The organism is Nostoc sp. 2RC (genome assembly GCF_014222165.1).
Lineage (GTDB): Bacteria > Cyanobacteriota > Cyanobacteriia > Cyanobacteriales > Nostocaceae > Nostoc > Nostoc linckia.
The window spans coordinates 14,398-40,967 of the sequence record NZ_JACKZU010000022.1 but is presented as its reverse complement, the minus strand read 5'-3'; the positions used below and the strand labels follow the sequence as shown (position 1 = coordinate 40,967).

Below are 26,570 nucleotides of genomic sequence, written 5' to 3'. Positions count from 1 at the left end.
ACTGAACGCTCGTTACTCAGCTACGGTTGAAAATATTCGTAGTTTTTTGTATTTAATAGTTAAATTTTTACTATGTGGAGTTTTAATCATGTCTAGCGATGCAATTATTAAAACTGAATTCTTAGAAAACGAAGTTGATAAGCAACATAAGCCCCGCCAAATTCTTGAGATGCAAAAATTAAATGTTTTGAATCATCGCTACAACTGGAAGGGTGTAGTTCAATTGGCTGGACATTTAACCGTTATGGGAATTAGTGGTTATCTATGGGCAATGAATTTTGGCAATTGGTTGTTAGCAATACCAGCACTGGTGATTTACGGCTTTTGTATAGCTTCTATGTTTGCACCTATGCATGAGTGCGTTCACAGAACTGCTTTTGCTAACAATCGGTTGAATGACATTGTGGCTTGGTGTGCGGGTTTACTTTCATTTTACAACAGCACATTTTTCCGCTACTACCACAACTGGCATCACCGCTATACTCGTGTTCCAGACAAAGATCCAGAACTGACGGATCTCAAACCAACCAATTTAGGTAAATATTTATTAATAATTACTGGTTTGCCCTGGTGGTTAGGCAAAATTCGCGGACATTTTCAGGTTGCTTTTGGTCAACTTGATGATTGCCCATTTATACCGCAAACAGCACGAGCTGAAGTTATTCGCTCAACTCGTTGGCAATTAGCTGTTTATGCAGGAGCGATCGCTATTTCCATAGCAGCAAATCAGCCTTGGTTTTTTCTGTATTGGTTGCTACCATTGCTTGTTGGTCAACCAATTCTGCGTTTTATTTTGTTGGCAGAACACACAGGTTGTACTCTTGATGCAAATCTGTTAACAAATACTCGTACAACCCTGACGTTATTTCCTGTAAAATTTTTGATGTGGAATATGTCATTTCATGCAGAACATCATTTGTACCCATCAATTCCGTTTCACGCTCTAGCTACAGCTCATCAACAGTTGAGTTCGCACTTCACCCATATCCAACCGGGCTATATAAAAGTTAACAGGGATATTGTCAGTAATTTTGAGCGATCGCCATTATGACAAAATCTCTGAATTTTTACAAAAATCTTTTTTCGCGGCTAATTCTTCTTCCCATTCTCTGTTCCCATATCCGTTGCAGTTAGGTCACTTAAATGGTATCTGGATTGATTAAAGAATAAGTTCCCAACTCTTTTATTCTCTCTACCCAACCTTTGATTTCATCAGCCACTTTATACTTCCATTGCAGTTGCAACACTTCTCTAGTGTGAGAATCATCAAATATAACTTTGTCTTTGTTTTCAAACACTGGTGCAATGAATTCTACTCCAGCAGCTTGAGCAAACAAAGTTGATATCTGACTAATACTCAAATTTTCTGGCGCAGCTAGGTAATGTCCTCCTTTAGTACCTTTTCGTGCTGCGGCAATGTAGCATTCTGCTAAATCCTCAACATGAACCCACGCAGTCATAAAATCTGGTGGAAATGGCTGATAGCCTTGGTATGCTTCACCTGTAATGAATTGCTGAATTGCAAAATCCCAGAAACTGCCACGAGTCGGTGCTGCACCATACACTGATGAAGGATACACAATGGAAGCATTACCTCCATTACTAATATATTCTTCTACTAGCCCATCTTTTAAGACATTTACACCCACTAGTAAATCGATACATACCAAATATTCGGGCAGTATATAACCTTTTGGCGGAGGTGTTTCGGTAATTCGCCCGCCATCAGCAGTGATTAAAGAGAAATTGCCACTGGTTGTAATTACATGAATATCTGGTGAAACTGCCTTTGCACCCTCTAAAGCAGCTTCTAATGCTATGCGGTCTTTAGCAAATTGAGCTTCTTTAGTTGGTTCTGGAGGCATGTGCCAAGCAACATTAATTACTGTTGTAATGTTATGGTTACGAATTGCTTGGATAACATCGTTGCTGGAAAAGTTGGCCTCTTGAGAGCGGATTATTTCTTGACAAAAAGGCTTTATGGCTTCAACATCACTGCTTGGACGCACAAGACCGAATACCGCAAAATCTGGTGTCTGGTAAAATTTACGGCACAGTTCTCCGCCAATGTAGCCGGTTGCACCTAAAATCAAAATATTTTTAACGGAAGAACTTTTTTCTGACATAAATGTTTAATTTGTAATAGCTATCTTACAAGGATTTTGTTGATTGAATTTTACGATGTGCGATCGCCAAAAGTACGGCATCACTATCTATTGATAGTGCCTTAGTTAACATAGCTTACTATGTAATACATATATTTTGCCGCAAAACAGCATTTACACAAGATTTTAAACGTTGTCCATGTTGAAACCTTGAGTTTGGAATTATTCTGTTTTGTCATTGCGACGAAGCAATCCCTAAACTTTGGTAAAAGGGAGTAGGGTGTTTCGGGAGTTAAGTAAAAAATAATATGAAAACTTACTTGACTAAATATATAACTATATGGTTATATAAAATATAAGGTTAACTTGCCTTGAACAACGATTAACCTCGGAATTAAACATTATGACTATTTCTCTGCGACAACGCCAAAGTAGTAACAATCTTTGGGAGAAATTCTGCAATTGGGTTACCAGTACTGACAACCGTATGTACATTGGTTGGTTTGGTGTACTGATGATTCCCACACTCTTAACAGCAATCATTTGTTTCATCATCGCTTTTATTGCTGCACCACCTGTAGATATAGATGGTATTCGCGAACCTGTTAGTGGTTCTTTACTTTATGGCAATAACATCATTACTGCTGCCATTGTGCCTAGTTCTAATGCTATTGGTCTACACTTTTATCCCATTTGGGAAGCAGCTAGCTTAGATGAGTGGTTATATAATGGCGGCCCTTACCAGTTAATTATTTTCCACTTCTTAATTGGTATTTTCTGCTACATGGGTCGGCAGTGGGAATTATCTTACCGCTTAGGGATGCGTCCTTGGATTTCTATCGCCTACAGCGCACCTGTAGCTGCTGCCACTGCGGTACTATTAGTCTACTCTGTAGGTCAAGGCTCCTTCTCTGACGGGCTACCTTTAGGGATTAGTGGTACTTTTAACTTCATGTTTGTACTGCAAGCAGAACACAATGTTCTCATGCACCCATTACATATGTTAGGAGTAGCTGGTGTTTTTGGTGGTGCTTTATTCGCTGCGATGCACGGTTCTTTGGTCACTTCGTCTTTAGTTCGGGAAACCTCTGAAACTGAATCCCAAAACTACGGTTATAAATTCGGTCAAGAAGAAGAAACTTACAATATTGTTGCGGCTCACGGTTATTTTGGTCGATTGATATTTCAATACGCATCTTTTAATAATAGTCGTGCTTTACACTTCTTCTTGGGTGCTTGGCCAGTAATTGGTATCTGGTGTGCTGCCTTAGGTGTATCTTCTTTTGCGTTTAACCTCAATGGTTTGAACTTTAATAACTCCCTTCTTGATGCTCAAGGCCGTGTAATTAATACTTGGGCTGATGTTTTAAACCGCGCTAACTTGGGAATGGAAACAATGCACGAACGTAACGTTCACAACTTCCCCTTAGATTTAGCAACTGGAGATATTCAACCTGTAGCTTTAGTTGCTCCTGCTATTCACGGTTAACTGATTCTGAATTCACTTCGTTCTAACTCCTCAACAGTGTTGGCAACCCAAATGGTTTGGGTTGCTTTTTTTATCAAAACGGTGTTGCTGTAACGGAAGAATCATTGTTTGGTGATGGGCTACGGCCCGACATTCACAAAAAAAGTAATTCCACCTTGGACAGTAAATAACTACATAGTTATACTATAAAATAATCAAACAATTTCATCTGGAGTTAGCCATGATGTTATTTCGACAACTCTTTGACCCAGAAACAAGCACATATACTTATTTAATTGCTGATTTAGAGACTAAAACGGCGATTTTGGTAGATCCGGTATTAGAACAAGTGGAGCGCGATGGCCAATTACTCAAAGAACTACAGCTAACTCTGAAATACTGCTTAGAAACCCATATCCACGCCGATCATATTACGGGAACAGCTAAATTGCGGGAGGCTACAGGTTGTTTGGGAATTGTACCGGAAAATGCCCAAGCTGTATGTGCAGATAAATTTATGAAAGATGGAGAAGTATTAAAGTTAGGCAGTGTGAAAGTAGAAGCGATCGCAACTCCCGGTCATACTGATAGCCATAATACCTATTTGGTTAATGATACTCATCTACTCACTGGAGATGCCCTGTTAATTCGTGGTTGTGGACGGACTGACTTTCAAAGTGGGAATGCAGGGATGATGTATGACGCAATAACGCAACGATTGTTTACATTGCCTGATGAAACCTTAGTTTATCCCGGTCATGATTATCGAGGTAACACAGTTTCCACCATTGGAGAAGAAAAACAATGGAATCCCCGGTTCGTGGGACATAACCGCAGTGAATTTATCCAATTGATGGCAAATCTGAATTTACCCAATCCCAAAAAGATTATGGAAGCAGTACCCGCTAACCAGCGCTGCGGTAGCGTTGCTGCGTAACAAAATCTGACAAAAACTTTTGCATTGAAAAATCTACATTCCTAAGTATAAAAAGCAATGACTACTTCCAATGTAAAAAAATTACAAACTGTTGATGCTCAAACACTCAAACAGCTGCTGAAGCAACAAGCTGTCACACTTATAGATGTACGAGAACCAGCTGAATATGCTCTAGAGCATATTCCCGGAGCAACCCTGATTTCCCTATCCAAATTTGATCCGCGCAAAGTTCCTCAAGATCCAGACACAAAAGTGATTTTCTACTGTCGTTCCGGGAATCGTTCAACAATGGCTGCTCAAAAGCTATTTGATGCGGGTTTTACCACTGTTACCCATCTAGAAGGAGGTATAAGCGCTTGGAAACAAGCCGGTTATGCTACCACAATTAACAAAAATACCCCTATTAGTTTAATGCGACAAGTGCAAATTGTTGCTGGTTCCTTAGTATTAATCGGCACATTATTAGGAACATTTGTTTCTCCCTGGTTCCTGATTCTCAGTGGTTTTATAGGAGCAGGATTAATGTTTTCGGGAATTACAGATAGCTGTATGTTAGGGATGTTACTAGCAAAACTCCCTTATAATCAACGGAGCAGTGTATGACGCTGTGGATTGTTGGGCATTTACTGGCTGCTTGTATTGGGGTGAGCTTGGGTTTGATTGGTGGTGGGGGTTCAGTGTTAGCGCTGCCAATTCTAGTTTACGTTATGGGTATACCTCCCAAATCTGCGATCGCCATGACTTTGGTAATTGTCGGTACCGTTAGCTTATTGGGGGTGATTCCCCACTGGCGAGCCAAAAATGTTAATTTCAAGACAGCATTTATTTTTGGTTCGGCAACGACAGTGGGGGCATTTGTGGGAGCGAAAATTGCTACTCTCCCAGTAGTTACTGAAGCTTTCCAAATGATGCTCTTTGCAATCATGATGTTGCTGGCTGCGGTGTTGATGATTCGGCGTAGTTCTAAACCTGTAACAGCAGATAACAAACTGGCATTTTATCCGCCACCCATCTGTAAGTATTGTTGGTTGTGGTTAATTAGTGAAGGCTTGGGTGTGGGAGTGCTGACTGGTTTGGTTGGTGTTGGTGGTGGATTTGCCATCGTCCCAGCTTTGGTATTGCTAGGAAATGTACCCATGAAACAGGCCATTGGCACATCCTTGTTAATCATTGTATTTAATTCAGTTGCAGGTTTTTTGGGCTACTTGGGACATGTTTCTTTTAATTGGAATTTGATGTTGTCTTTCATTGTGGCTGCTAGTGTAGGAACAATTTTTGGTGCGTACTTAGCTGAATTTGTTCCAGCTAATAGACTTCAGAAAACTTTTGGTTATTTTTTGCTTGCAGTTGCGGCTTTAGTTTTAGTGCAGAATCGTCAGCATCCGCGATCGCCCCAGGTAGATAATCATCGCAACGCCCGAATAATCTACAGTCAAACTCCTCTAACACAGAAACTCAACCCAACAAGGAAAATCTGCTGAGGATTATCTTTACCATAACTATTTAGAAAAACGAATAATCACAGGGGAATATTAGGCAATGCAAGTCCGACATTTTTCAACTGTAATTTTATTATTTTTTTGTGTATTTATTTATGCATTTTTTGGTATTTATGACACATCAGCTTTAGCATCCCCCTTGTCACAAACCCAGAAAATAGCAGTGGTATCTACTTCCGATGTCAATCTTAAAACAGCAGTGGATAGTTATCTCAAATCTATCCCTGGAGATTATTACGCGGTAGGGAAAGTGGAAAATTTGAAACAGTTGCTCAAACAAGATAATGTTTTTTTGGTAGATGTCAGAGAGCCTTCTGAGTACGTATTGGGTCATATTGGTGATGCTATCAATGTTCCCCTACGGACATTGGCTCAAAACCTCCACAAGATTCCTAAAAAACAGCCTGTAGTAGTTTACTGTTCTGCTGGTTATCGTTCCGCAATGGCTGTTATGTCTTTACAATTGTTAGGCTATGAAAATGTGCGAGGTTTCCCACCTAGTATGAATGGCTGGAAGACAGCAAGTCAAAATAATTCCTAATACTCGCTATACGGGAAATACAAAAACTAGTAAGGGCGAACGGCTTGCCCTACGGTGAGGCAAAGCCTACGCCCTGACATGATTTTATGAGTTTCTCCCTCTTAGATATTTTTTCAGTAAAAAATATTTATCTTGTTAATGAAGGTAGTGGTAATAATGACGGTATCGTAATAATTAGAGCGAGTAAGCTATTGGGCTAATTGCACGTTGAACCCCACTTGCTGCATTTGGGGTAACCCCTACGTACCCGTCGGTGACTCCTGTTGAGGGTTAACTAGTCAACCGCGAACATCAAAAGATGTGCAAGTTAAATGCGTGAAAGCTTAGCAATAGCTTCAGTGAATATCTTATACTTAGGAACCTATTTAAATACTGATAATTTTCAGAACACAATGAGACTTATAGATTTTTCCCGATCCAAGTATTTTTCCGGTTGTATATTAATACTAAGCTAAAGGAAATCTGTAATTTTACTAAATGTTTAACTTTTTATAACCGTGGAAGAATTGCTAGACGCTGTAGAAAAAATTCTCCAAAACAGGCCTCTCGATTCCATTCAGTGGTTTGTGCTTTATCAATCGTGGTTAGGTAAAACTTACGATGAGATGGCACAGGGAACAGGTTATGGTAGCAACTACATCAAGCAAATTGGCTCTCAGTTGTGGCAAGACTTGTCCCAAGCTGCTGGAGAAAGAATAACAAAAAAAAATCTACATCTAGTCTTAAGCAAATACTTACAAGGGATAACTGAACAGCAAAATCAACCACAAGAACAACAGCCGGACACAAAATTCAGATTCACAAGGTTTTATCCAAACTTATTTTCACCCGGCAAGATGGAATTTCCCAGTGGCCCTTTGCCGATAAATTCTAGTTTATACATTAATCGTCCGCCATTAGAAGAACTGATTTGTAGTGAATTGATACAACCTGGTTGCTTAATCCGAATTAAAGCACCCAAAAAAATGGGCAAAAGTTCCTTGCTCAACCGAATGATTGCTTATGCTAAAGAGCAAAATTATCAAGTCGTCTATTTGGATTTTCAAGAAGCAGACGAAGAAGTTTTTGTTTCTCTGGATAAATTTTTGCGTTGGTTTTGTATTTATGTCACTAGGCAGTTAAATCTCTTTCCCTGTCTAGATGATTTTTGGGATATAGAAATGGGCAGCAAAGTCAGCTGCAAAATTTATTTTGAAGCTTATTTATTACAATATATTGCTGAAAATCCTGTAGTTTTGGCTTTGAATGAAGTGCAGCGAGTTTTTGAACATCCAAATATCGCCCAAGATTTTTTACCAATGCTGCGATTTTGGCACGAACAAGCAAAGCAAGATTGCATTTGGCAAAAATTACGAATGGTGGTAGTTCACACCACAGAAATTTACGTTCCTCTGAAACTCAATCAATCACCTTTTAATGTAGGAATAACAATAACTCTGCCACCATTTACCCCCAAACAAGTACAGGATTTAGCATTGCGTTACGGGCTAGAATGGGCAGTGTCTCCCGAAGGAGAAAAACGCCTGGAATCTCTACAAGCAATGGTGGGGGGACATCCTTATTTGGTGAGCCTTGCACTATATCATTTATCAAGGCAAGAAATCACCTTAGAAAGGTTATTAGAAACAGCATCAACACCGATGGGAATTTACACCCAGCATTTGCGAGAACTGTTGAATTTGCTGCAAAAAGAACCAGAATTAATGCCTGCAATGCAACAGGTAATCACCAGCAACGAGAAAGTAGAATTAGATGCGATCGCTGCCTATAAACTAGAAAGCATGGGTTTAGTGCAACTCAACGGCAATCAAGCTTGTGTAATGTGTGAATTGTATCGTCTTTACTTTAGTCAACAGTTGGTAAAACTTTGAGACTAAAAGAGTAAAATTATTTGTGTAGTTAGGCAAGAGATAATAGGCAATATGGTTATGGAATATTAACCCGCATTCTGGAGTTACTAACAGTGCAGGACATTGCCGACTGTAACAATATCCTATTTTTAGGGTAAGGGTAAATAAATTATTCTGTTTTGATATTCATCGTCTTCTGAAGCCAAAGCAAGTATTATAAGTTCTTCTATATTTTCACCAATACTTAAATTTGGATTGAGGATAAAAATTCCTGGTACGTGACGATTAACAGCAATATGGTCGGCTATTTGATTGTAATATCAGGTTCTCGCAGCCTAATTTGATTTGGATATATGGGATTGACATTTTCATCAATCAGATATTGCAGTGTCATCCTTGCTGTGTAGCTTGTCTTTCAATTCGGAGTTGCCGCAGTTTTTCAGAGACTGGTGGAGGATCAAGTCTCTGTTGCTCTCTCATTCTATGACCGTGTTCTATCCAGTTTTTCATGTAAGCGCTGACAGTTTCTTTATTTTGCAGATAATAAAGAATTGTTGCATATACTTGCTCTAAAGATATTGTTTGATAAATTTGGGCAATTTCTTCTGGAGAACGTCCACAATCAATGTATTCATAAAGAATTGTTTCAATCCCAATTCTTGAGTCTTTGAGTCTAATGTCTTCAGAAGACAGGAAGTTGAAATACTCTGTGATTTGTTTGGTAGGCATAGATTGACCTATACTCATTTGTTTATATATCGTAATTTTTTTGTGAAAGCGATCGCAATACATTCATCGCCTCTTACTTTACGAAATTCCTTTGTGCTAAACTGTAGTCAATATCAAATCTCATCACAAATCAAACGAGATATCAAAAATGAAGTAGCACCAACCAGCTGTTGCGCCGAAGCAACAAATGTCAACGAAAAATAAACGCAATTAGTTTGACAGGGTTACTTCACACAGTCATGTACTAGCAATATTGTCATTACTCGTATCTCTATCAGACCGTTTGGTAACGGCTGAGTTTGTTTTGTGCCTAATCTACCCAAAATCGTTACGAACACGCGGGTGGAGGTTTGCGAATTGAGGTTTGAAAAGAATGCAGAAAAAATCAATATTATTAGCTGAAAATTTAAGTTATGAACTCAGCTTGGACAAAACTTTGTTTGAAAAAGTTCAAGTGAGTATTGAAGCTGGAAGTCGCATCGCTTTAGTAGGTAAAAATGGTGTAGGAAAATCAACTCTCCTCAAGATTCTTGCAGGTCAAATTACACCCAGCACAGGTTCAGTTTGGCGTCATGGTGTTGTTTATTATTTGCCCCAAATCAGCACTCTGAGAGAAGAAATTAAATCAGATACAGTACTGAATTTTTTGGTTTCTTTCTCCGATGAATGGTGGCAGATTGAGGAAATTTTGCAAACAAAATTCACTACAAATCTTGACCTTTATCTGCCAATTGAAAATTTGAGTGGTGGAGAATTAACAAAACTATTTTTAGCCATTGGTTTGCTTCAAAAACCAAACTTGTTGTTGCTGGATGAGCCAACGAATCACATGGATTTACAAGCCTTAGAAACCTTAAAAATATTTCTTTTAAATTTTACTGGTGCTTATGTAATTGTCTCCCACAAGCCTTTTTTTCTAGACCAAGTGACAAATATTACTTGGGAACTAACACCTGTTGGTTTGAAAGTGTATGGTGGTAATTTCTCTGATTATCGAGAACAGAAAAAAATTGAGTTAGAAGCAGCATTACGATCGCACGAAATTGCTAGGAAGGAATTCAAGCGCGTCCAGGCTACGGCGATGCAAGAACAACAGCGTGCAGCCCAAGCTCAGCGCAATGGTCGTGCGAAGTTTATCAATGGTAGCATCGACAGAATGGCAGCCGGATTGATTAAAACTAAAGCCGAAACATCAGCCGGAAATGCGAAAAAGAAACATGAAGCAGCAGTAGCAAAAGCTAATCAAAAAGTTGCAGATACAAAGGTGAAAATAACAAAAGTTACAAGTATCCAGCTAGAAGAAAAAAGCCAAAAGCGCAAAAATTTAATTGATATTCAAGGTGCAAATCTAAGGGTATCAGAACGGATACTTTTACACAACATTCAGTTGCATGTTGCTTCTGGCGATCGCGTTGCCATTGTTGGTGCCAATGGTTCCGGTAAATCGAGTTTGGTGAAGGCAATTTTGGGAAGCAAAAATCAAACAGCAGTTTTGGAATCAGGCGAAGTTTTACTTGCACCAATCATGAAAGCTATGTATCTCGATCAAACCTATGAATTGGTAAATCGCCAATACACAATTCTGGAAAATATGCAAGCAGCTAATCCCAATCTCAGCTATCAGCTTTTACGGCAACAACTGGGACATTTTCTATTTAAATACGATGAGGTTAATAAAAGCGCGTCTGTACTCAGTGGTGGTGAGTTGGCAAGATTGGCGATCGCTATGATTAGTATCTCTGAAATTGACCTACTAATCCTCGACGAACCAACAAACAACTTAGATATTGAAACCGTTGAACAAATGGTAGTAGGTATCAATGATTATCAAGGAGCTATTTGGGTAATTTCCCATGATTTAGATTTTCTCAGTCGGATTAGTATTACTCAAAGTTTCAAATTGAAAGAACAAGTTTTACAAATGACAACCCATCTGCCCAGTACACCTGAGGAGTATTATCGAGAGTTACTGACATCTCACTAACAGTGATATTTTTGTTCTTGAGTCTTTTCTAATACCTGTCATTACCTTTCAAATTTAGTAATTGCCGCTGGCTTTGGTATTGCTTGCAACTTTTATCTTCGGATTGCACTGACACTTGTCTGTCAGCTGCAACTTAAATATCAAGCTCTACAACAGAAGCCGCAAAGCATACAGGCAAGTTATAATTCTTTTGCGGATGAACGTAACAAAAATTTATGAGTAACCCCCTTGTACAAGCCTTTTTTGTAGGCAGAGCGGTAGCTGAAGTCGTTAACGAGCGTTTAGAGGTCGCCTTGACCGATGCTTTGAGCGAACTGGGCAAATTTGATGCTGAAGCTAGAGAGCAGTTGCGCCAGTTTACAGAAGAAGTTCTAGAGCGAGCAAATCGAGCCGCTGAAGCCGCTAATACCGGCCAAGCTAGCACAAGCACTAGGCAACCTGGTTCCGAGCCAGTAGACGTGCAAGCAGAAATTGATGAATTGCGAGCCGAAATTGCCCTATTGCGAACAGAACTACAACATCATCGCAGAACTTCTGCATAAATTTGGTCATTGGTCATTGGTCATTAGTCGTTTGACAAAGCGCAAAGTCTGAGCCAAGGCTTCCTTGGATCGGAACTTTGTAAGAGAGGACAAATGACAAAACAAATATAAAAAACAGTTTAGGAATCAGAGTGTCTTTTCTTGCAAATAATATTGGTTGCAAACCAACGGTAAATGGAGCATATGGAACAAGGTTATTCAGATAAGGCATACCGTTGGAATCGGGAAAAATACTCTAGCAGACGGCGTTTTGTGGACATTTGGTCTTTCGTCTTGACCTTATTGTTCAAACTTTGGCTGTACAACAAATCTTGGAGTTATCCAGGTGGTGTGACTGAAATCAAGCAAACCGCAAGACGCAAAACCCAAGCGGTTTGGATTCGTAATACTCTGCTGGACTTAGGCCCAACGTTTATCAAAGTTGGGCAATTGTTTTCTACTCGTGCTGATATATTCCCTGTTGAATATGTAGAAGAACTAGCAAAGTTACAAGACAAAGTACCAGCATTTAGCTATGAACAAGTAGAATCGATTATTGAGCAAGAATTAGGCAGGAAAATTCCTGAACTCTTCCAAAATTTTGAACCTATACCTTTAGCTGCTGCTAGCTTGGGACAAGTACACAAAGCTGTGTTGCATAGTGGCGAAGCAGTAGTAGTGAAAGTGCAACGTCCGGGATTAAAAAAGTTATTTGAAATAGATTTACAAATTCTTAAAGGAATTACCCGCTACTTTCAAAACCATCCCAAATGGGGAAAAGGACGAGATTGGCTGGGTATTTATGAAGAATGTTGTCGCATTCTGTGGGAAGAAATTGATTATCTCAATGAAGGTCGTAATGCTGATACTTTTCGGCGTAACTTTCGTGGCTACGATTGGGTAAAAGTGCCAAAAGTTTACTGGCGTTACACCACTTCCCGCGTGCTGACCTTGGAATATGTTCCGGGAATAAAAATCAGCCAATACGAAGCTTTGGAAGCAGCAGGTTTAGATAGAAAAACCATCGCTCGTCAAGGCGCTCAAGCGTATTTGCTACAGTTACTCAATAATGGCTTTTTTCATGCCGATCCCCACCCAGGCAATATTGCTATCAGTCCCGATGGCTCTTTAATATTCTACGACTTTGGGATGATGGGGCAAATCAAGTCCAACATCCGTGAAGGACTGATGGAAACATTGTTTGGTATTGCCCAAAAAGATGGCGAACGCGTAGTCCGATCTCTCATCGATTTAGGTGCGATCGCCCCAGTAGATGACATGGGGCCAGTGCGGCGTTCTGTCCAATATATGTTGGACAATTTCATGGATAAGCCCTTTGAAAATCAATCTGTGGCCGCAATTAGTGATGATCTTTACGAAATAGCTTATAATCAACCATTTAGATTTCCAGCAACTTTCACTTTTGTGATGCGAGCGTTTTCCACCCTAGAGGGGGTAGGCAAGGGCTTAGATCCAGAGTTTAACTTTATGGAAGTTGCCAAACCATATGCAATGCAGCTTATGACCGATATGAATGGTTCTGAGGGTAATAGCTTTCTTAACGAATTGAGTCGTCAAGCAGCTCAAGTAAGTAGTACTGCGTTGGGTTTACCACGTAGACTAGAGGACACTCTAGAAAAGTTAGAACGGGGAGACATGCGCCTGCGCGTTCGGTCTATAGAAACTGAACGTTTGCTGCGACGGCAGAGTAATATTCAGCTTTCCATGAGCTATGCTCTGTTAATTAGTGGTTTCACCCTTTCAGCTACTATTTTAGTAGTGAAGAATTTTGTATGGCTGGCACTGCTGCCTACTTTAATCGCAGCAGGAATTTCAGTGGTTTTGATCAGACTGCTTCTGCGCCTCGACCGTTATGACCGTATGTATTAATTGTTGAAAAAATTTATGAAAATTAATTTCACGGGTCTTAGCGATCCGGGACTTATTCGTTCTAATAATCAAGATGCTTACTATATCGACCCACAAGGACGATTTTTTGTTGTAGCTGATGGTATGGGTGGTCATGCGGGAGGAGAAGAAGCAAGTCGCATTGCCACTAAAGAAATTCAAGCGTATTTGCTGGCCAATTGGGAATCTCCAAAGTCTTCTCAAGAATTGCTAGAGCAAGCTTTGTGGGATGCCAATCAAGCCATTTTGCAAGATCAGCACAATCATCCCGAACGTGCCGATATGGGTACAACGGTTGTAGCAGTAATTTTTCGCTCTCCAGAACCGCCTTGGTGCGCTCATGTTGGCGATTCCCGCCTGTATCGCTTCCGACAATCGCAATTAGAACAGATCACGGAAGACCACACTTGGGTAGCACGAGCAATCAAAATCGGTGACATCACCCAAGACGAAGCTCGATTACATCCTTTTCGTCATGTATTATCCCGCTGTTTAGGACGGGAAGACCTACATCAGGTTGACGTGCAACCACTGGATGTAAGAACTGGCGATCGCTTACTCTTATGTAGCGATGGTCTCACAGAAGAACTTGTCGAACAAAAGATTGCTAGCTGTCTCCAAGAAACCCCTTGGCTAGATAAAGCCGCCATCTCTTTAGTTGAGGCTGCTAAGGAGCAAGGAGGGCACGATAACATTACCGTTGTTCTCGTCTCACTGGAAGAAAATAATTCTCAATGATTGGGCAAACAGGGCATTGGGCATTGGGCATTGAAAAATAAAAAGGCATTGGTATTCTTTTCTTTTTACTTTTGCGTTTTACCTTTTGACTTCCTCTTTTCTCACCCTACGGGTTCGCGCTAGCGTCTCCCAAAGAGAAGCTAAAGCCACATCCTCGTCATCTCCCCATGCCCCATGCCCCATGCCCTATGCCCTATGCCCCACGCTCAACAATCAATGACAAATCCGGTAAATATACCCATCAATTTGTTCAGCCTGAGCATTTTTGCTTTTGACAATTTGATACTAATACTTTTAGCCTCCAAAGTTACCTTAGGAGGCTAAATTTCTATAAATTAGTAAATTGACATCTTGCACGTAATAAGGTAAAGCGACTATAATTCACGCTTATTACCATTTATTCCCCAGCCTCCTCCAACTCCCCAGCTTGGAAAGTTTTTCCATATATAGAGAGACGCCATCTGACGTTTTTCTCAACTAGGAAAACTATCTATTCCCAAGAAAAAGGGAGTAACAAAGGCAAATTCACCTTCTTAGGACAAACTAGAGCATATTTTCTGGAATATGACTCGGCCGACTTGGGTGGTATATCAGTGGGATTAGGTGCAAGATATCAGAACAGAAAAATTCCACACTTAGGATGTGGGCAATCTGTCAAACACTTGTTATCTTTCTTAATACGGAGGAACAAATGCGGGACAGATACAAGTCCAAGTATTATCCCATTTGGACTTCTGTGAACGATATCACCATTTACGCGTTGTTTTTTCGGAGTAACTTATGAACGAACCAATGAAATTATCCTTAGAACAGCAATTCAGTATCTGCTCATTTGCAACTCAAGTACAGCATATGAGCCACGAACAGGCTAAAGACTTTTTAGTCAAGCTGTACGAACAAATGGTAGTGCGGGAAGCAACTTATCAAGAACTTCTCAAGCATCAGTGGGGCTTAGATTCCGGTTCCACTATGGCATAGAGTCGTTCTGATGTCGCAGTGGGCGACCTCCTTCTCTTGCTTGGTTCCCACAGAGGAAAAGAGCTGGGGATGCCGGGGCGTCAACTCCGATGAAAAACTCTACAAAGCTACAAAAAAGTCAAACTTTGGAAGTTAATTAACGGATGATGTCAAGCTTTCTGAGGAAGACTGCTAAATTCTAAAGCTAACTTGAGATTTGATTTCAAATCTAATGTGTACTTTAGTCAGACTTAGATTTTTGTATCTTAGTGTTGTGTTAAATTATACCTGCGTAAATTTGTACTAAATTAGACCATGTACACAAAAATATCTACATAAAAATTAGAGTGACTAACTTTAGCCAGCTAGCACTTTCACTATTTATACATATAACTAGAAGTTAGAACATTATATATATTTTTTTTATAAAAATTTACAATTTTTCATTGGATACTCTTTTTTACACAGTTTATTCTTAGTTGGAAAGATCGTATGGAGAGTCTGTATCAATACTTTCAAGTTTTGCCAGGATTTGAGGCTTAATCTTTTCATATTCGCTTTTGAGTAAGTTTTTACTAATTTGCGGGTCAGCAGAAGACATGAAGGTATTGCTGATTTTGACCCACTCTTGCAGTCGTTGACGTTGGGCAGAGGCGACACTGGAAAGTAAGATATGAGTACAACGGTTGGGCATTTCTCGTGCGAAAAATAACAGGCGGTAGTAACCTGTTTGGTGTAGCAAGCGGGCTATTTCTTGACCAAGACTGGTTTTGAGGTCTAAATAGTAATGTAACCATTTAGCACCGTGTTTGCGGTTGTAAATGACGGTAATCCACAACAGCATTGGATGGGGAACCGAGATGAAAAGAAATTGATTGTAGCGGGTACAAACTAAGCGTTTTTGAATTTCCATTTGGGGTAGCATTACCCACAATGCTGGTAAGACCTCACCATTGATATGTACGGGTTGGGGAAAGACAATATCAGCAATGGGTTTATTTTGAGGCCAGGAAATGGTCTTAGCAATTTCATCATTTGACGAGGATATCCGCAAATCGACTTTCGTTTTTTGCTCAACCTCAGCATTAAGTGTCAATGTAGCAGGAACTAGGGCGTAATTATTCTGTTTAATTTTGCGTGTGTGGTCTGGTTGTTCTACGGTTGCTAAAACTTTCAATATTTCGCTGATGCTTTGGGGGCGATCGCGTGGTACTTTAGCTAGACAACTCATCACCAAATCTTCTATTTCTTTTGGTAATTCTAACCCCGGCGAAACCTCAGTAAAAGAACGCGGTTTTTGATAATGATGTGTTTTATACCATGCTCCAAAAGAATGAGTCGGTGCTACCAACGGCATTTTACCAGTGAGCATCTCAAACATCATTACGCCCAAACTATAAATATCAGAACGGTTGTCTAATTCCTTACCTTCCATCTGTTCAGGAGAAGAATAAGCCAACGTTCCTAAATAAAATTTTGTATGGTCGCTGTCTGACTGTAATAACTTGGCAATACCAAAATCTAAAACTTTGACCAATTCTCCAAAACTCGGATCTTGAATCACCAGCATATTGCTTGGCTTGACATCACGGTGGATAATTGGGCAAATTGTACCGTCAACTGGAATACCATCATGAGCGCACTGTAAACCCAAGCTCAGTTGACGCGCCATACTTAGAAATCTAGGCAAAGGAAGGCGTTGCTTGCGGATAATGTTGTTTAAGCTTTGCCCTTGTAGGTATTCCATAACGTAGAACGGAATATTATTGTCATCTACGCCATAGTCCATCACTCTGACTATATGGATACTTTTTTGCCCAAGTAAAGCACAAGTTTTCGCTTCTCGCTCAAAGCGGTCTTGCAGCCGCATCTTTTCATTTTGAATTGATAAAGCGAGGAACTTCACAGCAACAGGTACACCACCCAACAAAATATCCTTAGCGCGATAAACTCGACCCATCGCTCCAGTACCTATTAACTCCTGAAGTTGGTAGCGTTTGCTGAGTAAGCGACCAATGTTAGGGTCTGACATAGAAAATTTGACTCTAAAAGCAAATTGTAAGTATTTAGCTTGATATTGAGTTTTAAATCATACATCATAATTACTGTAATTAGAATAGAGAATTCAGGATTCAAGCAGCTTTCATTTCTAGCTAGCAAACTTAAATTCTCCACTTGACTCAGTTACTAACCTCTGTAAGCTGTTTTGCATTTAACTTGCACATTTACTCATCCCTGACTGTTGACAGTTAACAGTTAACAACCAACACGAGTAGTTATGCTTTTTTGTGGATTAGCTTTTTTCCGTCTTGTAAAACAATCTGGAAGTTGGCAACAAATACAGTTACTACAATTAGTGCAACATGCTAGACCAAATAAGCAAAAAAGGTAAATGTATACTGATTTGATTATGATGTAGTCTTAGTTTGCCCAATTTTGACTAAATAAATAACAGCTCTGCTTTTATAGCAAGGGACTGGATACTGGTGACTAGGGACTGGGTAAAAGTCTTTGTCTTAAAAAGTAACGCTACGCACAGTCGCTGTAAACGTACCCCTACTGTTAAGCAAGCTACGCGTAGTGTCTCTAAAAGTTACTGTATCGTTGGTGTTACCTTCTTTTGAAATAGAAAGGCTTTACGCTGCCCTAACAGATGCCTACAGTAACCCCTACCCTCCGGTAACGGTTTTACCGAAGGGTGTAGGGCAAAAGCAGCCACTCCGACTTTTTGCTTTGTGTCTAAATTTTATTATTAGTTAATGTACTAACCACCTTGTAAATAATTGATAAATTTTAGAGGCTTAATTGGTAGTTTTTCTTTTTTTCTGTGTGTTATAAGACATGTGAAAAACTGATTTATCTCTGGTCATCAGGTATTGAACTCGACGCTCAATGATATTATTAATTCGCGAAATAAAATAAGAAAAAAATTCAGGATTTTTGGTCATTTGTGTCAATGCTGTTAACCATTTTCCTTGTTTGAGAGGCTCTACAACTTGAAAGTAAGCTAGATTTTTTTTATACACTGCTAGACTGTGAGACAAGGCACTCATTAAAGCCGTATTTTTTTTCACAGCTTCTTGTTGCATGAAGGAATTAGTGGCTTTGCAGCTTTGATTTAAACGTGGTAATCGGCTTTGATGTACAAGGGAGCCGGGACGTGAGCGGTAAAAATAATAGGGTTTTGGCTCAAGAAAAAAGCGAGCACCTTTGATTAGGCATTTCATATCAAGCCAATAATCTTGCCCCATCCTGATATCTTCATCGTACTCAATACCATGTTGAAGTAGAAATTCTCGCTTAAATAAAGGCTTACTTAAACCAAGATGCAAGCCTGGTTGTCCAAAAATATCAGTTTCTACAAAATAAACGATATCAACTTGAAAAATTTTCTCTATAACTTCTCCACTTTCTTGAATCAATGTACTCCAAGGAGATGTTTCACCATCATTAATCAAATAAATATCGTCTGCAATCATATCTGCATTTTTTTCATCTGCCAAAGATACAAGCTTTTCTAATCTTTCAGGAGCATACCAATCATCTGAATCCAAGACAGCAATCCATTCTCCTTGGGCTGCTCTGAGGGCACGATTACGTGCAGCAGCAGCCCCAACATTTTGTTGATTAACTATCACTTTGAGACGTTTGTCAATAAAACTTTTAGCGATTTCTACAGTTTTATCGCTTGAAGCATCATCGACTACAATCACTTCAATGTCATGGAGTGTTTGCTCTAGGGCTGACTTGATTGCTTCCCCAATATAAGCCTCAGTATTGTAAGCAGGAATAATGACAGATACTTTGGGATTCACGAATATCGATCTCCTAACTATACCATTACCTAAAAATACTAAATTCCAGATGTTAACTAAATTATTTCTTTTTTAGTATGCACGTTTCAATATACTAATGAAATTAGATGTCAATTTTTCACGTCAAGCCTAGAATTTTGGACATTTATAGCCACTATAGTATTGTGAGTACTAGAGTATCTGGCGTTCTAGGCTAGCTTCCATTGTGTTAGTTAAAAAATGACCAGTCAAGATGCCGCTACTTAGGTAGTATGTATCTTCAGAAATCCTGTGTAGGGTTTCAAAGCCACTACGACGCTGACGATCGCCTAACACCCAGTAACGCTGCACAATAGTATCCAAACCAATCCAACCCTCGCCTTCAACCTGACCTAAGATATTATGTTGGAGCAAAAAAGTATACTGGCGTTCTCCCTCATGCAAGCGTCCCTTGTATTGTAGAGAAATTTCCGAGCGATCGCTGCCTGGGAATATCAGCTTTGTGGCCATAGTAAACCAGTTATCTCGATTCCAAGCTACCAAGGTCATACCCTTGACATTGATTGGCATACCATTACGTTCTAGCCAATTCCCTTGTATTGTCCAGCGTCCTGATTCCAATAAAAAAGTATGAGCCACCTTTTATATTTCCTGTCGCGATGGAGTGCCGCCAAGACTACAGTTATAGAAGTGTTGAATGGGGCATTGGGCATGGGGGAGCCACTGCGGTCTTGGGGTCTCCCCAATTGGAGCAAGTGGCGTCATTGGGCATTGGGCATTGGACAGTGAACAGTCAACTGATAACTGTCATCTCCCTTGTCTACCTTGTCTTTGAATCTCACCTTTTCCCCACACTCCCTACTCCCTACTCAGTATTGATGAATTTCCCCTAAAAGAACTTCACCAGGTGCCCCGGTGGCAGTAGGCAGGTTGCCAGGAATACCCAAATTTCGCCAGTAAGCTAAAACTGCAAAAGCGATCGCTTCTTTAAAATCTGCACTTAAGCCGACTTCATCTGTAGTTAAGACTGGTACTGATGCTAATAATAACTGTAATCTTTGCTTCAAATAAAGATTACGACTACCACCACCGCATAACAGTACTCGTTGTGGCATTTCTGGTAAAAAAGTCTGGTAACTATGAACAATTGAAGCAGCTGTTAGTTCTGTGAGAGTTGCCAATATGTCAGCAGCATTGAGTTGATAGGCTTGGGCATCTTTGAAACACTGTTCTAAATATGTCAAACCGAATAACTCTCGACCAGTAGATTTAGGCGGTGGTAGATGAAAATATTCTTGTTTGAGCCATTGGTCTACCAATGGATAGCAAGGAGTACCACTGGCTGCCCAATTGCCATTTTCGTCGTAAGTTTTAGCACCAGCACTTAAATGCTGCACCGCCAAATCCAACAGGCTATTTCCAGGGCCAGTATCCCAACCACGAATTTTTGAGAGCCAGTCGCCATGCCGAGACGGAATATAAGCAACATTACCAATACCACCAATGTTTTGAATACAACGTCCTTCTTCGGGATGGCTGAGTAAATAGGCATCCACTCTAGGAACTAGAGGCGCACCATGACCACCAATGGCGATATCAGCAGCACGGAAATTACTCACAGTTGTAATGCCTGTGAGATGGGCAATTAAGGCACCGCGCCCTAGTTGGAGGCTGTAGCCTAGTGGGGAGTGGGGAGTGGGGAGTGGAAAATAGGAAGTATTTTGTTTTGCCATTTCCCATTTCCCAACTGGTCGATGATAAACGGTCTGACCGTGGGAGCCAATCAAATGAGCCGCCTGGTGACCATTTTGAATGTTTTGGGCAGCTTGAGCAAAGGTAAAGGCGATGGCATCATCTATGAGAGCTAATTCTGCCATTGATATGGCTGCACCTGCACAAAGGGCTAATATTCTTTCTCTCAGTTCAGCCGGATAGGGGTATGTTTCTCCGGCTAGCAACTCAATTTTGAGATCTAATTCTTCGCCGGAAATCTCTACCAAGGCTGCGTCTATGCCATCTACAGATGTGCCACTAATTAAACCAATAACACGAGTAGAGATAGTAGCTTTTTCATTCGGATGCATTGACAAATTTTTTATTTTAGATTACGAACGGTAGTTTAACAGTTATAGCAACAGCCAAGGTGGTTAGGACATTAACAGACTTTTGACCCAGCCACCAGTCCCTTGCTATGAGAGTTATTAGTGTTCAGTCCACCGAGGACTTCCAAGTAAAAAAATATTCCATAGGAGATTCTTGACTGCTGAGTGTCAACGGTCAACAGTCAACAGTCAACGACATGAACCAGAATAATTTATTTTTTGGAGTTCCCTTAATAGCATCTCCAAAAAATGTGCAATTTTTATGTAAAACAACTTGTCAGGACTTGATGTTGATTTCAAGATTTTACTTGCTATTCATCTGCTGGTTAATTTTTATGGAAAAGCGGCGGGCTTCATGGGGAGAAGTCGATATGATGGAAAAGTAGATAAAACTTAAAAAATATTTATCAAATGCTGATTCAATCATCTGGCTTGTCCAAGGTAAAAGATTCAGTCACAGAAAAAATCTTTTTGGGCAATCAACCAAATGCTGAGTTAATAGCAATCCTCGCAGTTTACTTCGTCCAAGGAATTTTAGGGCTATCGCGTTTAGCTGTGAGCTTTTTCCTCAAAGATGAATTGCTATTAAGTCCAGTCCAAGTGTCGGCTTTATTGGGAGCTGCCTTTTTACCTTGGATGATTAAGCCGGTGTTTGGTTTTATCTCTGATGGCTTGCCGATATTTGGCTATCGTCGGCGTCCTTATTTAATTTTATCGGGGATACTGGGGACTGTTTCCTGGGTAAGTATGGCAACCATAGTTCATACTAGCTGGGCAGCTGCCATCGCCATCGGTCTGAGTTCTCTCTCCGTTGCTATGAGTGATGTCATAGTTGACTCATTGGTTGTGGAACGAGCTAGAGGCGAGTCACAAGCCAAAGCAGGTTCACTACAATCACTGTGTTGGGGTAGTTCTGCCATCGGAAGTTTGATAACAGCATACTTGAGTGGTTTTCTACTGCAATACTTTAGTACCCATACTCTGTTTTGGATCGTTGCCTTATTTCCTTTGATTGTTTCAGCAGCAGCTTGGTTGATTGCTGAGTCTCCCATTAACAAAGAAGGTAAAGATAGCGATCGCACTAACATCCCACCAATCAAACATCAACTTGCACAGCTACGCCAAGTCATCAGCCAAAAAAACATTTGGCTACCAACAGCATTTATCTTCATTTGGCAAGCTACCCCAAGTGCTGATTCAGCCTTTTTCTACTTCACCACCAACGAATTACACTTTGAACCAGAATTCTTGGGACGGGTGCATTTGGTGACAAGTTTTGCTTCTTTGGCTGGTGTTTGGATTTTTCAACGTTTTCTCAAAAGCATTCCTTTTCGTGTAGTTTTTGCTTGGAGTGCTGTTTTTTCCTCAATTTTAGGGATGACAATGATTTTATTAATCACTCACACTAATCGGTTGTTGGGTATAGATGACCACTGGTTTAGTTTGGGTGATAGCCTTATTCTCTCTGTGATGGGGAAAATTGCCTTTATGCAAGTGATGGTGCTAGCAGCAAGGGTCTGTCCTGATGGGGTAGAAGCAACATTATTTGCCTTGATAATGTCAATTTTCAATTTAGGAGGAACCGTTTCCCACGCACTTGGGGCATTAATCACCCATTGGTTGGGAATCACAGCCACAAACTTCGATTTGCTTTGGCTGTTGGTATTAATTACTAATCTCAGCCGCCTCTTACCTCTACCATTTATCGGCTGGTTACCTACTGCTGAAGAGAAAATTCAGACATCAAAAGATGAGCAACAACCATTTTTGCCCGATTTAATGTCTGATTTAGTAGTCCGAAAACCAGAGTCAGGAGTAATTGAGTAAGGGCTTTCAAGTAAAAAATATTGTTTGCTGTTGACTGTTGACAGTTAACCGTCAACAGTCAACAAGTTCAACCACAATAATTGATTTTTTAGAGTTTCCTAGTGTTTTATTTATACACGAAAAAGCACTTGAGAGTTTTGCTCACCCAAGCGCTTCCCCGTATAACTTTGTACCAACTCACTAGTTTGATGCAACATCTGTAATCTACAGTACTCCCTCAGGAAGGAGCATTGCAGGGATAACTTGTGACAAACATGTTGTGAAATGGTATCACTCCTTGCACTAATTAAGAATATCCCTTCTGCCATCGAACCAAGGTTCTGATGAGTGACAGTTTTTAAACTGACACTAGTTAAAAACGACTCACTGTGAAAAGTAGCGAAAAATACTGATGAATTATGTAACGAATTGATGAATATACTATAAAAATTGATAATTTATTGGCGATCGCCTGAGTTGAGAATTGGTGATTGGCAACTGGGAGGATGAGAAAATAGCCAATATCCAGTTCCTAGTACGGGATATCAACAATTTTTGAATACCGAATCGACGTTCTAAGTATGTGGTAAGATTGATTTCCTGGAACAAAGGTATTAAATAATAAACTGACCCTTGATTAACTACGGCGATAGTTTGACTATAAACTTGGAAAATACACAACGAGACTGGTGACAAACTGAGTGTAACTTGTAGAGAAATATCTAGAATTTGCTACCAGGCTTAGCCAACTTCCCAGAATTTTGACTTTTATTTGACTTTAGGATAGACACATGAACGATAAGCTGATGCTGATGATTCCTGGCCCCACGCCAGTGCCAGAAGCGGCCTTACTGGCATTAGCCAAGCATCCGATTGGACACCGGACAGGTGAATTTAGCAACATCTTGGCAGAGGTAACGGAAAACCTCAAGTGGCTGCACCAAACTCAAAGTGATGTGCTCATGTTGAATGTCAGCGGTACTGGTGCAGTGGAAGCTGGTATAATTAATTTCCTGTCTCCAGGCGATCGCGTTTTAGTTGGTTCTAACGGTAAATTTGGCGAACGTTGGGTAGAAATCAGTCAAGCCTACGGTTTAAATGTAGAAGAAGTGAAGGTTGAATGGGGAAAACCTCTAGATCCAGAAGTTTTTGCCCAAAAACTCCAAGCAGATACCCAAAAGGAAATCAAGGCTGTCATAATCACCCACAGTGAAACTTCAACGGGTGTGTTGAATGACCTAGAAACTATCAATCGCCACGTTAAAGAACACGGTGAAGCATTAATTATTGTTGATGCTGTGACTAGCTTGGGCGCGTTCAATCTACCTGTAGATACTTGGGGTTTGGATGTAGTCGCCTCTGGTTCCCAAAAAGGTTATATGATTCCGCCGGGATTGGGTTTTGTCTCCGTTAGCCCCAAAGCCTGGGAAGCTTACAAAACCGCAAAATTACCAAAATATTATCTAGATTTAGGCAAATATCGCAAAGCCGCAGCTAAAAATACCACCCCATTTACTCCTCCTGTAAACATGATTGTCGCGCTGCATACCACATTGCGAATCATGAAAGAAGAAGGCTTAGAGTCAATATTTACTCGACACGAACGCCTGAAAAATGCCACCCGCGCCGCCGTTAAAGGATTAAACTTACCCCTGTTTGCAGCCGACAATTACGCTAGTCCAGCGATTACAGCTGTAGCGCCACAGGGAATTGAACCGGATAAGATTCGGTCATTTATGAAAAAGCGCTTTGATATTGCTTTAGCAGGCGGTCAAGACCATCTGAGCAATAAAATTTTCCGTATAGGTCACTTGGGTTTTGTGAGCGATCGCGATATCCTCAGCTGCATAGCATCCTTAGAAGTTACCTTAAGAGAACTTGGCTATGAAGACTTCACCCCAGGATCTGGTGTAGCAGCAGCCGCTAAGGTGTTTACAGATTAGTGGGGCATGGGGCATAGGACATGGGGCATTGGTTATTTTTAACTCACTAATGACTAATGACCAATGACAAATCAAAAGAGCGAGTAGAATCATCAGCTCGCTCTTGTGATTTGTATGCAAATTAGTAAAAACCGCTAGAGACAATTTCTCCATATGTCAACCTTTGCATAAGTTAGAGTGGATATGATATGCCTCAATTATTTTGAATAAGCTATTCATAAACTACCCTGACTTCAATTGGCATCCAGTTAATAACAAGCAAACTAACACGATGGCTTTTCCTCCTTTTGGATTTTAAATTGCTTAATTATGCTGTCTCCAGCCAATCATAAATTTGCTCTAACTGCTCTAGAGTAATCAATCCATACTGCCAAAGAATCATTGGCAAAGGGCCTGGGTCTTGCTCGCGATGACGAAGTGCCACCGCTAGTGAAGCTGCGGAAATTGCCAAATCTTCCTGCAAAAAATTAATAAGTCGAGAATATTTTGATGGTGACATTTGTGTCTCACCTCCTTGTGCAGAGTGTATTGTCATATATCAGTTCATGATTAATTGCTAGCTAGTAGCCAATATTTCATCTGTCACTGTGTCGCTATCGACCAGACATCCAGACCCAATTTTCTTGGTCTACCTAAAAGCAGGCTTCTCACAGAAAGTCTGGAAATAAAAATTTTTGACAAATCATCTGCTCGAATTTCAAGCAGTATTTTTACTTAGTTAAATTGAGTTCATCTCGTCTACTGTGTACTCTAAGTTAATTACACATGTAGTAACAAAGATTCCATAGCCTATAGTCCCCTATTGACGACTATTTACACTTACGTCTAAGGGAATATTTTTACAATCGAAACTGAAAACTGCGATTTCAGCTTAAAGACGGTAGGATTTTACATTATTACCACAGTTTTTAAATAGTAGCCTCATAACTGACTGTTTTACCATATAAAGTGACATTTTTTACAAAAACAACATAGATTTTGATAGCTTGAGGTCAAAATAGGGCACCAGAGGCTCAAAACTCAATTTTGATAACATCCCCGACCTTTAAATTTAATTCCGCAGCTCGTCCAGATCTGAGTTCAATTACTTTGTCAATTAGTGTATTCGGGCCATAGGTAGGACAAGGCTCGCTAGCACATGGGGGTGCAGATGATTGTATATATTTAACCACACCATTTTGTAGAAATACCATATCCAAGGATACCGGTACATTCTTCATCCAAAAGCTAACTGGTTGTGGTGAAGCAAAGGGAAATAGCATTCCTCGGTCATCTGGCAAAGCAGGTCTATACATCAAGCCCATCGCTTGCTGTTGCGGCGTCTTTGCTACTTCTAATTGAATAGTTGTGCCATTGGGAACAATAGCTTTAGCGGAAATTGGTAGTTTTTGACCTAAATTTTCTGGCGCTGGAGTTGGAGAATTAGATGTGGGGGTAGAAGGTATGGCTGTTGTCGGCGCAGAACAACCCATCAGCAAAATACCTAATAACATCGAGAGCAAGCTTAGCCAACGAGTCATATTAGTTTTTTGATTTTGTAATTTAGATTTCAATTTTACAGAATTTATCCGATTTTGGATTCTAATAGGGGATATTTTAGAGACTTTTGATGAAACAGGCCAATATGGTTTGGTTAAAGGGGAAAGGGGAAAGGGGAAAGGGAAAATACCAAACATGTATCTCCTTTC

The 26,570-nt window shown here is 40.2% G+C and carries 22 protein-coding genes; 14 read left to right on the top strand and 8 right to left on the bottom strand.

The features are described from left to right. Window positions 1-88: 88 nt before the first annotated feature. A complete protein-coding gene (locus GNE10_RS04640; RefSeq protein ID WP_185563866.1) occupies window positions 89-1,051 on the top strand; it encodes a fatty acid desaturase in 963 nt (320 codons plus the stop codon). An 88-nt stretch (window positions 1,052-1,139) separates the two neighbouring features. Here GNE10_RS04640 and GNE10_RS04635 read toward each other — a convergent pair whose 3' ends face one another. After that, window positions 1,140-2,126, bottom strand: a complete 987-nt coding sequence (locus tag GNE10_RS04635; RefSeq protein WP_185563865.1) for an NAD-dependent epimerase/dehydratase family protein — start codon at window positions 2,124-2,126, stop codon at window positions 1,140-1,142. Between the two features lie 382 nt (window positions 2,127-2,508). Between GNE10_RS04635 and psbA the strand changes: the two genes are divergently transcribed. The 6 genes from psbA to GNE10_RS04605 all read left to right on the top strand — a co-directional run bounded on the left by psbA (window position 2,509) and on the right by GNE10_RS04605 (window position 8,421). Continuing rightward, the gene (gene psbA, locus GNE10_RS04630) at window positions 2,509-3,594 is read left to right on the top strand and encodes a photosystem II q(b) protein (RefSeq protein ID WP_185563864.1); all 1,086 of its coding nucleotides are present in this window, start codon (window positions 2,509-2,511) and stop codon (window positions 3,592-3,594) included. Window positions 3,595-3,817: 223 nt separating this feature from the next. After that, entirely contained in the window at window positions 3,818-4,510 is a 693-nt protein-coding gene (locus tag GNE10_RS04625) for an MBL fold metallo-hydrolase (protein ID WP_185563870.1), read from the top strand. A 57-nt stretch (window positions 4,511-4,567) separates the two neighbouring features. Beyond that, window positions 4,568-5,113, top strand: coding sequence for a rhodanese-like domain-containing protein (locus GNE10_RS04620; RefSeq protein WP_185563863.1), 546 nt, complete (start codon window positions 4,568-4,570; stop codon window positions 5,111-5,113). Then, a complete protein-coding gene (locus tag GNE10_RS04615) occupies window positions 5,110-5,991 on the top strand; it encodes a sulfite exporter TauE/SafE family protein (protein WP_185563862.1) in 882 nt (293 codons plus the stop codon). Before GNE10_RS04620 ends, GNE10_RS04615 begins: the two co-directional genes overlap by 4 nt. 58 nt (window positions 5,992-6,049) lie before the next feature. Next, window positions 6,050-6,550: a rhodanese-like domain-containing protein gene (locus tag GNE10_RS04610; RefSeq protein WP_185563861.1), complete on the top strand. Its 501-nt coding sequence runs from the start codon at window positions 6,050-6,052 to the stop codon at window positions 6,548-6,550. Window positions 6,551-7,041: 491 nt separating this feature from the next. After that, complete coding sequence (locus tag GNE10_RS04605) at window positions 7,042-8,421, top strand: AAA-like domain-containing protein (protein WP_185563869.1); 1,380 nt, start codon at window positions 7,042-7,044, stop codon at window positions 8,419-8,421. Window positions 8,422-8,790: 369 nt separating this feature from the next. Here the strand turns inward: GNE10_RS04605 and GNE10_RS04600 are convergent, their stop codons facing one another. Beyond that, the gene (locus GNE10_RS04600) at window positions 8,791-9,129 is read right to left on the bottom strand and encodes a DUF433 domain-containing protein (protein ID WP_185563860.1); all 339 of its coding nucleotides are present in this window, start codon (window positions 9,127-9,129) and stop codon (window positions 8,791-8,793) included. Window positions 9,130-9,502: 373 nt separating this feature from the next. Here GNE10_RS04600 and abc-f point away from each other — a divergent pair, with 373 nt between their 5' ends. From abc-f to GNE10_RS04575, 5 genes are all read left to right on the top strand, one after another. After that, the gene (gene abc-f / locus GNE10_RS04595) at window positions 9,503-11,113 is read left to right on the top strand and encodes a ribosomal protection-like ABC-F family protein (RefSeq protein WP_185563859.1); all 1,611 of its coding nucleotides are present in this window, start codon (window positions 9,503-9,505) and stop codon (window positions 11,111-11,113) included. A gap of 215 nt (window positions 11,114-11,328) precedes the next feature. Then, window positions 11,329-11,655, top strand: a complete 327-nt coding sequence (locus tag GNE10_RS04590; RefSeq protein WP_099072813.1) for a DUF6825 family protein — start codon at window positions 11,329-11,331, stop codon at window positions 11,653-11,655. A gap of 183 nt (window positions 11,656-11,838) precedes the next feature. Beyond that, entirely contained in the window at window positions 11,839-13,524 is a 1,686-nt protein-coding gene (locus GNE10_RS04585; RefSeq protein WP_185563868.1) for an AarF/ABC1/UbiB kinase family protein, read from the top strand. A 15-nt stretch (window positions 13,525-13,539) separates the two neighbouring features. Continuing rightward, window positions 13,540-14,280, top strand: a complete 741-nt coding sequence (locus GNE10_RS04580; RefSeq protein ID WP_185563858.1) for a Stp1/IreP family PP2C-type Ser/Thr phosphatase — start codon at window positions 13,540-13,542, stop codon at window positions 14,278-14,280. A gap of 780 nt (window positions 14,281-15,060) precedes the next feature. Then, window positions 15,061-15,258 (top strand): NblA/ycf18 family protein, encoded by a 198-nt coding sequence (locus tag GNE10_RS04575; protein ID WP_096537979.1) that lies wholly within the window; start codon window positions 15,061-15,063, stop codon window positions 15,256-15,258. 454 nt (window positions 15,259-15,712) lie between these two features. On the opposite strand, the gene GNE10_RS04570 is transcribed toward GNE10_RS04575, so the two are convergent. The 4 genes from GNE10_RS04570 to GNE10_RS04550 form a co-directional block, all read right to left on the bottom strand. Further along, window positions 15,713-17,269, bottom strand: a complete 1,557-nt coding sequence (locus tag GNE10_RS04570; RefSeq protein WP_185563857.1) for a serine/threonine-protein kinase — start codon at window positions 17,267-17,269, stop codon at window positions 15,713-15,715. Window positions 17,270-18,038: 769 nt separating this feature from the next. Further along, the gene (locus GNE10_RS04560) at window positions 18,039-19,052 is read right to left on the bottom strand and encodes a glycosyltransferase family 2 protein (RefSeq protein WP_185563855.1); all 1,014 of its coding nucleotides are present in this window, start codon (window positions 19,050-19,052) and stop codon (window positions 18,039-18,041) included. A 171-nt stretch (window positions 19,053-19,223) separates the two neighbouring features. Next, entirely contained in the window at window positions 19,224-19,670 is a 447-nt protein-coding gene (locus GNE10_RS04555; protein ID WP_185563854.1) for a hypothetical protein, read from the bottom strand. Between the two features lie 230 nt (window positions 19,671-19,900). Next, window positions 19,901-21,115 (bottom strand): anhydro-N-acetylmuramic acid kinase, encoded by a 1,215-nt coding sequence (locus GNE10_RS04550; RefSeq protein WP_185563853.1) that lies wholly within the window; start codon window positions 21,113-21,115, stop codon window positions 19,901-19,903. 429 nt (window positions 21,116-21,544) lie between these two features. Between GNE10_RS04550 and GNE10_RS04545 the strand changes: the two genes are divergently transcribed. Both GNE10_RS04545 and GNE10_RS04540 read left to right on the top strand, forming a co-directional pair. Beyond that, window positions 21,545-22,960, top strand: coding sequence for a folate/biopterin family MFS transporter (locus GNE10_RS04545; protein WP_185563852.1), 1,416 nt, complete (start codon window positions 21,545-21,547; stop codon window positions 22,958-22,960). A 770-nt stretch (window positions 22,961-23,730) separates the two neighbouring features. Continuing rightward, window positions 23,731-24,882 (top strand): alanine--glyoxylate aminotransferase family protein, encoded by a 1,152-nt coding sequence (locus tag GNE10_RS04540; protein WP_185563851.1) that lies wholly within the window; start codon window positions 23,731-23,733, stop codon window positions 24,880-24,882. A 307-nt stretch (window positions 24,883-25,189) separates the two neighbouring features. On the opposite strand, the gene GNE10_RS04535 is transcribed toward GNE10_RS04540, so the two are convergent. Both GNE10_RS04535 and GNE10_RS04530 read right to left on the bottom strand, forming a co-directional pair. Next, the gene (locus tag GNE10_RS04535) at window positions 25,190-25,417 is read right to left on the bottom strand and encodes a DUF2949 domain-containing protein (protein ID WP_099072571.1); all 228 of its coding nucleotides are present in this window, start codon (window positions 25,415-25,417) and stop codon (window positions 25,190-25,192) included. A gap of 478 nt (window positions 25,418-25,895) precedes the next feature. Continuing rightward, window positions 25,896-26,402, bottom strand: a complete 507-nt coding sequence (locus GNE10_RS04530) for a DUF192 domain-containing protein (RefSeq protein WP_185563850.1) — start codon at window positions 26,400-26,402, stop codon at window positions 25,896-25,898. Window positions 26,403-26,570 lie beyond the last annotated feature (168 nt).

What these genes read in the sequence shown, in the direction of transcription:
- GNE10_RS04640 (WP_185563866.1), top strand. Translation starts at nt 89, where the DNA reads ATGTCTAGCGATGCAATTATTAAAACTGAATTCTTAGAAAACGAAGTT.
- GNE10_RS04635 (WP_185563865.1), bottom strand. Translation starts at nt 2,126, where the DNA reads ATGTCAGAAAAAAGTTCTTCCGTTAAAAATATTTTGATTTTAGGTGCA.
- psbA (WP_185563864.1), top strand. Translation starts at nt 2,509, where the DNA reads ATGACTATTTCTCTGCGACAACGCCAAAGTAGTAACAATCTTTGGGAG.
- GNE10_RS04625 (WP_185563870.1), top strand. Translation starts at nt 3,818, where the DNA reads ATGTTATTTCGACAACTCTTTGACCCAGAAACAAGCACATATACTTAT.
- GNE10_RS04620 (WP_185563863.1), top strand. Translation starts at nt 4,568, where the DNA reads ATGACTACTTCCAATGTAAAAAAATTACAAACTGTTGATGCTCAAACA.
- GNE10_RS04615 (WP_185563862.1), top strand. Translation starts at nt 5,110, where the DNA reads ATGACGCTGTGGATTGTTGGGCATTTACTGGCTGCTTGTATTGGGGTG.
- GNE10_RS04610 (WP_185563861.1), top strand. Translation starts at nt 6,050, where the DNA reads ATGCAAGTCCGACATTTTTCAACTGTAATTTTATTATTTTTTTGTGTA.
- GNE10_RS04600 (WP_185563860.1), bottom strand. Translation starts at nt 9,129, where the DNA reads ATGCCTACCAAACAAATCACAGAGTATTTCAACTTCCTGTCTTCTGAA.
- abc-f (WP_185563859.1), top strand. Translation starts at nt 9,503, where the DNA reads ATGCAGAAAAAATCAATATTATTAGCTGAAAATTTAAGTTATGAACTC.
- GNE10_RS04590 (WP_099072813.1), top strand. Translation starts at nt 11,329, where the DNA reads ATGAGTAACCCCCTTGTACAAGCCTTTTTTGTAGGCAGAGCGGTAGCT.
- GNE10_RS04585 (WP_185563868.1), top strand. Translation starts at nt 11,839, where the DNA reads ATGGAACAAGGTTATTCAGATAAGGCATACCGTTGGAATCGGGAAAAA.
- GNE10_RS04580 (WP_185563858.1), top strand. Translation starts at nt 13,540, where the DNA reads ATGAAAATTAATTTCACGGGTCTTAGCGATCCGGGACTTATTCGTTCT.
- GNE10_RS04575 (WP_096537979.1), top strand. Translation starts at nt 15,061, where the DNA reads ATGAACGAACCAATGAAATTATCCTTAGAACAGCAATTCAGTATCTGC.
- GNE10_RS04570 (WP_185563857.1), bottom strand. Translation starts at nt 17,269, where the DNA reads ATGTCAGACCCTAACATTGGTCGCTTACTCAGCAAACGCTACCAACTT.
- GNE10_RS04550 (WP_185563853.1), bottom strand. Translation starts at nt 21,115, where the DNA reads ATGCATCCGAATGAAAAAGCTACTATCTCTACTCGTGTTATTGGTTTA.
- GNE10_RS04545 (WP_185563852.1), top strand. Translation starts at nt 21,545, where the DNA reads ATGCTGATTCAATCATCTGGCTTGTCCAAGGTAAAAGATTCAGTCACA.
- GNE10_RS04540 (WP_185563851.1), top strand. Translation starts at nt 23,731, where the DNA reads ATGAACGATAAGCTGATGCTGATGATTCCTGGCCCCACGCCAGTGCCA.
- GNE10_RS04535 (WP_099072571.1), bottom strand. Translation starts at nt 25,417, where the DNA reads ATGACAATACACTCTGCACAAGGAGGTGAGACACAAATGTCACCATCA.
- GNE10_RS04530 (WP_185563850.1), bottom strand. Translation starts at nt 26,402, where the DNA reads ATGACTCGTTGGCTAAGCTTGCTCTCGATGTTATTAGGTATTTTGCTG.